The organism is Blautia sp. ZXY-1-B12, from assembly GCF_056339915.1.
In genome coordinates this window covers 1-8,067 of record NZ_JBWJVP010000269.1, presented here as the reverse complement: position 1 = coordinate 8,067, position 8,067 = coordinate 1, and the positions used below count along the sequence as shown (strand labels likewise).

The following is an 8,067-nucleotide window of genomic DNA, read 5'->3' as shown; positions in this document are numbered from 1 at the left end:
ACATAATGCTGTCCAAGAGCATTGTCTGTGTTTGTTCCCCAGATACCGTCTACATCCAGACCGGCACCATAATCCCTGTTCAGAGCTGTCTGAAGAACTTTAACGCCTGCTTTTTTGGTAGCAGCGTCTCTTTTTCCGGTAATAGAGATTCCTGCATTGGCGAATTTATTGGCATAACCCTGACCTTTGCGGATTTTTGCATTTCCTGCAGTTGGCTGAGGTTCAGGATCAGGATCAGTAGTTGAAGAATCTTCAGTATAACGGAGAACGCAATCCCAGGGGAAATTGTAATAACTCTGAAGTTTGATCTCTTTTCCGCTCTGATCTCCGGGTTTACCACCATGATATCCATTATTTTCATTTTTGCTGGCAGATACCACCTGACCATTACCAATGTGCATTACTGTATGACTTGCGATGTTTAATAATACATCGCCACGTTTCATGCCACTTCCTGTGCTGAGATTAACTTTGGAAGTTACATCCTTAAAGCCGCAGGACAGAAAAACGGATTTCATATTTCCTGTATAAGTGGCTCCTTTTGTTTTTACAGGAACACCAGCCTGCTGCCATGCGGAGATTACCAGTGAAGAACAATCGTAGTCCGGTCCCCATCTGTTATCCTGATCATATCCGTGTGCCGGATCGTTTGCGATTTTAATTGCCCATGTTACTGCTTTTTCTGTTTTTGTCATTTTTTTATCCTCCTGAAATTTGATTATTTATTTGCTCACCGGTGATACATCTTATAAAGAGTGAGAAAAGGGAAAAATGTAAACATGAAATAGAAAAAAATAAAAAGCATTTCCTGATTGTTGCTTCGAGGTCAGAAAAATGCTTTTCGAGGACAAAAACACGAAAATTGTCGAATTGTAATTATATTTAATCCTGATGAGAGGCCTGATATATTTTCAGTATTTTTACAATGTATTCAGTCTGGCGTTCACCCATTTGATTCATGATTGAAATCGCATCCTGAATAGCCGGGCTTTGAATATCTTTATTATGAGGAAGCAGATCATAAAGAAAATAGTCAAGTCCCACATCAAGAATTTCAGAAAGCTTAAGGAGATTTTCGATAGTAGGCATATACTTACCTGTTTCAATCCGGCTGATCGTACTTACAGATAAACCACTTAATTCTTCCAGGTGTTCCTGGGTAATATTCCTGTTGATCCGAGCTTCTGCAATTCTTTTTCCGATAGTATTGTTTTTCATAAATAAAAATCCTTTCCTTTGATAAAGTTTAACAGACGGAATTAAATATGTATAAGGATATAAATGACAAGTGACTAATCAAATTTGATATGTTTTATGACAGGAGGAATATAGGAATATGGACGAATATACAAAGGATTTGTATACCATGATGTTTTCTTTGCAGACTTTGCAAAATCAGGGAATTACAATCAGAGAAACTGTATATAAAAGTCTGGACAAATTACTGTTATGGAATAAAGAATCTGAAAACAGTAAATATCTCGAATTAGCGTTGCTTCATATGCAGGCTTATGCTAATATGGGATTTGCTTTAGATGAAGAAAATAAGACAATACGTGAGATATTAAAAAAGACAGGAAAGACCAGAGAAGACTTTTTCCCGAAAGGATATCTTCTTGGAAAGAGAATTAAACTGACCAAGTCACAGGTTCGTGGTATGATTGGAAGATGGAGACCTTCCAGAGACAGTCCGATGACAATCGGAGAACTGGTGGATGATATCATCAGAAAGGTAAAAAACCATGAGGAAGGCAGATACATTTATCAGTATCACAGAACTGATGTGACAACCAAAGGGGATATCGAGGTTTATGAGCTGGTCATCAATAAGGATGAAAGTTATTTTTATGATGTGAAGAAATTCAGATTTTATACATTCATGGAGGAATAATTGCTATGATAAGAATAATGATTCTGGATGATGACGAAATGTATCTGAAAAAAGAAAAGGAGATTACAGAACACTATTTTGCAGAGAAAAATATAGATTGTACGGTAACGACATACCAGAATGTGGAATGGTTTCTGCTGGGATTGAAGGAAGAAAAATTCGATATGTATCTTCTGGATATCCGGATGCCGGGAGAAAACGGAATAGAGGCAGCAAGAGAGATACGCAGACTTTATCCGGATCCGGTTATTATATTTATTACAAATTTTGTGGATTATGCAATAGAAGCATATGAGGTAAACACCTATCGTTATATCCCCAAAGAGTGTCTGAAGGAAAAACTTTCGCAGGCTTATGATGCGCTTCTTCCTGTAATTATGGAGAAAGAAGAGCGGTACTATATCATAAATAAAAGAAACGAAGTTGAAAAACTGGCATATTCTGATATTTTCTATATGAAAAAAGAAGGAAAATATGTGATTTTTGTGCACAGGCGTGGGGAAGTAAAGATCAGAGCAAGTCTGTCAACAGTAGAAAAAGAACTGAATTCAAAAGAATTTATTATATCTGACAGAGGATATCTTGCAAACATCCAACATGTGATGAAGATGAAAGGAAGGGATCTTTATATGCGGGACGGTAATATTATTACAGTTGGCAGAGAAAGATTCAAAGGTGTCAGAGAAGCAATTCTGAATTACTGGGGGGTATGAAGAATGCTTAAAGTTTTATTGTATGGACTGGCAACGTTTATGGAGACTGGGATAGGTGTCTGGATATTTGGGCAGATGTTTCCGAAGCGGAAGGTACTGAAGAGAAAGCAATATTTTTCGATGTGGTTAATGTATTTATGGATAATGATAGGGGCATATACATATCCTAAGCTTTTTTTGCATGTAAATAGAATTCATGGATATTTAGGATGCATAATCGCATTCTATTTATCTGGTATATTAGGAATGACTATATTTATTGTAAGATGTAAAGAGTGGGATTTAATAAAAGTAATAGGATTTATATTGATGCTTGCTCAACTTGAATGTCAATATTGGAATTCTTATCAATCAATAATTATGATATTGTTGGGAAACATAGTTCCTGTTTTATATTTGTATATATTTTATCAATGCAGTTTGTGGGATGCTTATTTGTGGGAAATAATCTATTTAGCGAATATAGCATTGCTAAAAGAACCATATGTAGCCTATGTAGGAACTTTTAAGAATAGAAGTTTTATTGACTTTTTTTTATGGCCACGTGAACATTTATATAGCGAAATTCTTTATGTGATTATTATATACAGTATGATTCTGCTCATGAATAAGTACATTTGTATATCAAGATGGATAAATCCGTTGTTGAAGGAACATAAAAAGTATTTATTTATTATGACATGTGCTGAGGTATATGTTCTAAGTATTTTAATGCATTTTGGTGAAGGAAAAATAACAGAAAACAATCTGACAATTACATTAATTGTCTTGATGATATTGGTTTTAGGTTTGTTGTTTGTATATTTAAAAATGCAGGAAAGACTAATCAAATCAGAAAAAAATATTCTAAATATGCGATTTGAAACAATGACAGAACAATATAAAGAATTAAAAAAATCATATGACAAATATCGATGTCTATTGCATGATGAAAAACATATGATTTTATATTTAAATGAATGTTTAGATAATAGGGATATAAAAGAAGCTAAAAAAATTCTACGAGGTTATAAAGAACTAACATTTACAAAAGATAAGGCAATATGGACTGGAATATCTACATTGGATTTTATGTTGAATATAAAAATTGAGAAAATGAGAGAACAGGAAATTGAATTTAAAATAAATTCTCAGGTTGAAAAGATTCCGATGGAAGAATTAGATTTTATTATGATGATGGGAAATCTTTTAGATAATGCAATTGAATCTGCTGTCAAATGTAGAAAAGGTGAAAGGTATATTGTATTTAAAATATATAATATAAATGATATATTTGGGATTAAAATTAAAAATTCAAGTATATCGAAACCAACGATGGTTGGAGATGACTTTTTGACGGAGAAAAAGGAAAAAGATATTCATGGCTGGGGAATAAAAAGCGTAAAAAAGATATTAGAAAAATATAATGGAGAATTAAATTTTAAGTATGATAATTCATTTTTTGAAACTCATGTAATCATTGAAGATGATATAAGTATAATGGAGAATATTTATGAAAAATAATGAAAAGAACTTTATAGGAGATATAAATAAAGAATTAGAAGAAATTGAAAAACTGGACATTTTAGAAGAAATCGAGGAGAGTCTGTTGACAATGCTTGGATCAGTTAATTCACTATTTTGCTGTCATTAGTAAAAAACAGTAACTAACAGTAGGAAGTATATTAAATTGATAAACATTATTCAACGAATAGTAATATTTGATATATATCGAAAAAAAACCAACCATGATCTTCGGGGTAATAACGTAAAAGAACAATATGATTATTATGAAAAAAAATATCTTAACAATGCAACATATGTAAAATCTTTACTGCAGGAATATCCCGAGTTAAAACGTCTGCTTGAATTGAAAAATAACTCTATCCAGAGAGCAGAATGTGAAATCAGGAAATCTCTTTATGCAGAAAAAGAACAGATACAAAAAATATTCTGTGATGGAAGAAAGTTTTCCGGGACTGTGGGAATTTACATGTCGAAAGGCGATATACACAGAGGAGGACGAAGTGTGGCGAAGGTAGAATTGGATAATGGAACAATTCTGTACTATAAGCCACATAGTCTTGATAAGAATATAAAATATCAGGAACTTTATAACTATTTATGCAGAAAAACAGGAATTTCCTGCAGGACGGTACGGTATTTATCTCATGATTCCTATGGATGGGAAGAAAAAATTGAGAATATTCCCTGTAAAAACGAAAGCGAGGTGGAGCATTATTATTTCAGAATGGGCATACATCTGTTTTTGGGATATGCCCTTGGAGCAACAGATCTTCATGGTGAAAATATTATCGCACATGGAGAATATCCTGTGATTATCGATATGGAGACATATCCGGGATATTTAAAACAACAATCAGAGAAAGACGGAAGTAGTGTAGAAGAAAAAATAAACAAAAGTACAGAAATAAAATTGGCAAATTCGGTTATACATACAGGAATGCTCCCTGTTCTCACATGGGGCAGAGGAAACAGAGGAGTTCTTATAAGTGCAATGGGAACAGAGGAAAAGATAAAAACACCGTTTAAACTTCCTGTGGTAAAGGATGATAAAACATCTGATATCCACATAGAATATGAACCTGTGGAAATGCAGATAAAGGAATGCATTGTAAGACTAAATGATCAGGTTATCAATGCGGCAGATTATACGGAATGCATTATCAGAGGATTTTGCAGAGCGTACATGGTGGCAATGGCAGATAAGAAAGTGGAGGTGATGTTGTCCGGCTTTTTTGACGGACGTTCCAGAGTTGTACTGCGGCATACCCAACAGTATGCAATGTATCTTATGGCTTCGTTTCATCCGGATTATATGAAGTCAAGAGAATGCAGGAAAGCTCTTTTGAATGTGATTCACAAAGAGGGGGAATCTTCTTTTATGAAGGGGATTCATGATTATGAAATTGAGAGTCTTCTGGAAATGGATATACCCTGCTTTGAGATTGATGCGAACAGCAGATCTGTTTATGATGGAAATGGCGGAGAACATAAAGAATATCTGCCCTGTACTCCTTATGAGTCATGGCGAATGCATATGAAGCAGATGAGTTACTCTGATATGGAATGTCAGTGTGATTATATCAGGCTGTCCATGGAAATGCTGAAGGCATCTGATGGAAAGAAAAAGATGTTTCCGACCAGGATAAAGGGATATGACACAGATAAAGAGCGCAAAATATACAGTCAGATCAGAAAGATAGTTCATCGAATCTGCAGCAGAGCAATTATCCGGGAACAGAGCGCCGGCTGGGCGGGTCTGCAATTCTGGGATAATGGTCACTGGAATCTCAGATCAGGTGGAATATATTTATATGATGGAATATCCGGGATAGTCTTGTTTCTTGCAAAATATCTTCATGATTTTGAAGAAAAGAATGCAAGTGCAGAAGAAATTTATCATCTTGCTGTTTTGAGATTGAAAGCTTATACAGATGAAATACACAAAAAACAGATTTATGATAAAAATCTTCTGACAGGTATTGTAAATGGAGAAAGCTCGGTGGTATATACCTATCTTTATCTGTTTAAACTTACAGGAAAAAGAGTGTGGATGATTTATGCGGAAAAGCATTTCAGCATTATTGAGAGGGTATGGAAAGAAGATTCACAACTGGATTATCTGAGCGGAAATGCCGGAGCTATTGTAGTGGCAGTGATGTTATATAAAGAAACCGGAAATCTGAAATATTATGAAATAGCGGCAGATATGGAAAAAGATTTGTGGAAGAAAGGACAGGAAACCGGAAATGGATACGGATGGAGATTAAAAGGAACAGACGGACCGCTGGCTGGAATGTCTCATGGCAACAGTGGATTTATGATGGCTTATGCAATGTTGTATGAATGTGATCATAAAGTGGAATATGCTGATAAAATACAGCTTTTGCTGAGATATGAGGATTCTCTGTACTCAGAGAAAGCCGGAAACTGGAAGGATTTACGAGAGAGTTCAGGGGAAAGCTTCATGAATGCATGGTGCCATGGGGCGCCGGGAAACCTGCTTTCACGAATGAAACTGGAGGAGCTGTTTCCTGAGGATATGCAGATTAAAAAAGACAGGTTAAATGCTGCAGATTCTTTGTTTTATGGAGAACAGGATGAAAAAATTTGTCTGTGTCATGGGATGTCCGGGAATTTACTTATTATGAAGAAGTATCTTCGAAAATATGGTAATAAAAAAATGAAGGAGCAATATGAGGCGTTATGTGACTGCCTTTTATTTCAACTGGATCACCCGGCTAAAATATCTGGGACAGAATATCTGAATCTGGCTTTTATGAATGGCATTTCCGGTACGGGAATGGCATTAATGGAAATTATATGAAAACTAAGGGAACACCTGAAGACTGTAAATTTATGGTCAGCAGGTGTTTCTTTTATTTGTTTTCGGAAATATATCTGAGAATTAGTTTCTTCTTCATCCGATTGACGTACTGGCGGGACAGCTTCAGTTTCTGAGCAATCTGGGCATCGCTTTTATCCTGATAAAAGTACATGGACAGAATTTTTCTCTGGACACTGTCCGAAGGGTAAGAGTTGATATATGCGGTTACATCATAATAGGTGTCATCAAAACTGTCGGGAGCCTGTAATGAAACAGAACAAGAATCAAAATCATCTTTTTCAGGTTCGGAAAGACAACTGCGGCAAAGGGAACGATATCTGTTTTCGACAGAGGTCTGCATGTATCTGATACATTCACCTTCTGAGGATGAAGAACTTAAATATGGCAATGTCTTTAACAGAGTAAGATACAATTCCTGTATGGAATCTTCGCGTTCCATGCAGTGAATCCGGGATGCATATCCTTTCACAAGCGGTTCCATACGTTTGAGAATTTCACTGTCTGAATTTGGGATACCATTTTGATAATTTTGGATAAGTTCTGTCAGTGTTTTCATAGGTATCTACCTCCTTTTTAGGGGAAGTAGTAAGAAAACTGCTGATCAGAAACTAAAAAAGAAAAAAATTGTGAGTTTACAAATGGAAGAGAAAAAACTCTTTATTAAGTGAGTTTGCAAATTCAAATTAATGATAAGAGGAGAAAAAATATATGGTAAAAAGAGATTGGTAGAATAATTGTAGAGAATAAAACTGTGACTTAAATTGGAACGGTAATAATAAGACCAGAAAAGACTTTTAGTGGATGGAATATAGAAAAAATGCGTAATAAAAGAAGATTAAGAGGAGGGAGGTGAACTATGGAAACAACGGTTATGAATGTGGCAGTTTCGCATGGAATCTGGGCAGTGCTGGCGGTATTTCTTTTGGTTTATATTGTGAAATCAAATGAAAAACGAGATGAGAAACAGGAAGAGCGGGAAAAAAATTATCAGTCTGTAATAGAGAAACTGACAGAGAAATTAGAGATTTTACATCAGGTACAAAGTGATTTATCAGAAATCAAAGAGAATCTTTTTGGTAAGCATAAGCAGGAGTAAAAATTCAGGTATAAAA

General features: G+C 35.1%; 9 protein-coding genes. 6 read left to right on the top strand and 3 right to left on the bottom strand.

What is annotated here, in order from left to right; translation table 11 throughout:
• Both AC075L_RS19120 and AC075L_RS19115 read right to left on the bottom strand, forming a co-directional pair.
• Window positions 1-695, bottom strand: a 695-nt coding sequence (locus tag AC075L_RS19120) for an endolysin-like domain-containing protein (protein ID WP_476388037.1), incomplete at its 3' end; no start/stop codon positions are given.
• Between the two features lie 187 nt (window positions 696-882).
• Entirely contained in the window at window positions 883-1,218 is a 336-nt protein-coding gene (locus tag AC075L_RS19115; RefSeq protein ID WP_025579785.1) for a helix-turn-helix domain-containing protein, read from the bottom strand.
• Between the two features lie 118 nt (window positions 1,219-1,336).
• Here AC075L_RS19115 and AC075L_RS19110 point away from each other — a divergent pair, with 118 nt between their 5' ends.
• The 5 genes from AC075L_RS19110 to lanM are packed head-to-tail and all read left to right on the top strand — an operon-like array spanning window position 1,337 to window position 6,934.
• Window positions 1,337-1,891 (top strand): hypothetical protein, encoded by a 555-nt coding sequence (locus tag AC075L_RS19110; RefSeq protein WP_025579787.1) that lies wholly within the window; start codon window positions 1,337-1,339, stop codon window positions 1,889-1,891.
• 5 nt (window positions 1,892-1,896) lie between these two features.
• Window positions 1,897-2,604 carry a LytR/AlgR family response regulator transcription factor gene (locus AC075L_RS19105; RefSeq protein ID WP_118592737.1) on the top strand — a complete coding sequence of 236 codons (708 nt, stop codon included), beginning with the start codon at window positions 1,897-1,899 and terminating at the stop codon, window positions 2,602-2,604.
• A 3-nt stretch (window positions 2,605-2,607) separates the two neighbouring features.
• A complete protein-coding gene (locus AC075L_RS19100; RefSeq protein WP_118592738.1) occupies window positions 2,608-4,107 on the top strand; it encodes a sensor histidine kinase in 1,500 nt (499 codons plus the stop codon).
• Entirely contained in the window at window positions 4,097-4,237 is a 141-nt protein-coding gene (locus AC075L_RS19095; RefSeq protein WP_154108151.1) for a hypothetical protein, read from the top strand. Before AC075L_RS19100 ends, AC075L_RS19095 begins: the two co-directional genes overlap by 11 nt.
• A 36-nt stretch (window positions 4,238-4,273) precedes the next feature.
• Window positions 4,274-6,934 (top strand): type 2 lanthipeptide synthetase LanM, encoded by a 2,661-nt coding sequence (gene lanM, locus AC075L_RS19090; protein ID WP_476388036.1) that lies wholly within the window; start codon window positions 4,274-4,276, stop codon window positions 6,932-6,934.
• Window positions 6,935-6,986: 52 nt separating this feature from the next.
• On the opposite strand, the gene AC075L_RS19085 is transcribed toward lanM, so the two are convergent.
• Window positions 6,987-7,511: an RNA polymerase sigma factor gene (locus AC075L_RS19085; RefSeq protein WP_119243399.1), complete on the bottom strand. Its 525-nt coding sequence runs from the start codon at window positions 7,509-7,511 to the stop codon at window positions 6,987-6,989.
• 300 nt (window positions 7,512-7,811) lie between these two features.
• On the opposite strand from AC075L_RS19085, the gene AC075L_RS19080 reads away from it, so the two are divergent.
• The gene (locus AC075L_RS19080; protein ID WP_055060199.1) at window positions 7,812-8,051 is read left to right on the top strand and encodes a BhlA/UviB family holin-like peptide; all 240 of its coding nucleotides are present in this window, start codon (window positions 7,812-7,814) and stop codon (window positions 8,049-8,051) included.
• Window positions 8,052-8,067: the final 16 nt, after the last annotated feature.